Consider the following 1105-nt stretch of genomic DNA (forward strand, 5'->3'; position numbering starts at 1 on the left):
CGCGACGATGTTGCGGAACGCGGCCATCTCGTCGTCGTCCGGGAACGTCAGGCCGTAGTCGGCGAACAAGTCCCGCCTGGGTCGGGTGGTCACCTGCCAGCCGCGGTCGGTGAGGTAGTCGGCGACGTTGCTGCGCGGGCCGTCGTAGAACAATCCGGACCAGTCGATATCGCAGCCGAGGTCAGCCCATCGCTGGTTGAACGCTGCGGCGCGCTCAGCCATCGTCGGGCCGGAGTCGGGGTGGTATTCGGTGGCCAGCCTGCTGCCCGGCGCGCTGAGCGCGGTGATCTCGTCGAACAGTCGGTCTTGGGCTTCCGGCGGCAGGTACATCAGCAGTCCCTCGGCGCTCCAGGCAGCCGGCTTCGTGTCGTCGAATCCGCTGCGGCGCAGGGCGGCCGGCCAGTCTTCGCGCAAGTCGATGCCGACGGTGCGGCGGTGCGCCGAAGGGGCGGCACCCAACGCCGACAGGGCGGCGGACTTGAATTCGATGACCTTGGGCTGGTCGACTTCGTAGACCACGGTGCCGGCGGGCCACGCCAGCCGGTACGGTCGCGAGTCCAGGCCGGCGGCCAGGATCACCGCCTGGCGTAGACCGGATTTCGCGGCATCGGTGAAGAACTCGTCGAAGAACCGGGTGCGCACCGCCATCGAGTCGGTTTCCAGTTGCAGGTCCCGCGCGCCGCCTTCGGGGGCTTCGAGGGCTTTGGGTGTGAGGATGTCACCGTCGACCAGGCGGGTGAAAAAGTCCAGGCCCACCGCGCGCACCAGGGGCGCGGCGAACTGGTCGGTGATGATCGGGTTGGGCTCCTTGCTGGCCAGCGCCCGGGCGGCGGCAACCATCGTCGCGGTGGCGCCCACGCTGGATGCCAGGTCCCAACTATCGTTGTCGCTGCGCGTCATCGGCACCTGTCCTCTCGGTATTCATCTCCACCCGGTCCAGGTTCTCCCGGCCGCGGCACAGATCATAGTTAGCTAACGTAACGAGCTAGCCGAAACTGTACTCCTGCGCGCGGGGGGCGCCCGCCTGCGCTGTTACTCTCGTAGACGGTTTGACGCGCCTGGACACCGCCTGGATACCTTGTCAACGCCTGCGAGTGCTCGGCGC

At 67.9% G+C, this 1105-nt stretch carries 1 protein-coding gene; it reads right to left on the reverse strand.

Going from position 1 to position 1105, the window contains the following annotated elements; all coding sequences use genetic code 11:
• A partial coding sequence (locus F6Q13_RS17705; protein ID WP_293059336.1) for a class I SAM-dependent methyltransferase occupies window positions 1-900 on the reverse strand: 900 nt, incomplete at its 3' end.
• Window positions 901-1105 lie beyond the last annotated feature (205 nt).

Origin of the sequence: Mycobacterium sp., assembly GCF_008709575.1 — a bacterium.
GTDB lineage: Bacteria > Actinomycetota > Actinomycetes > Mycobacteriales > Mycobacteriaceae > Mycobacterium.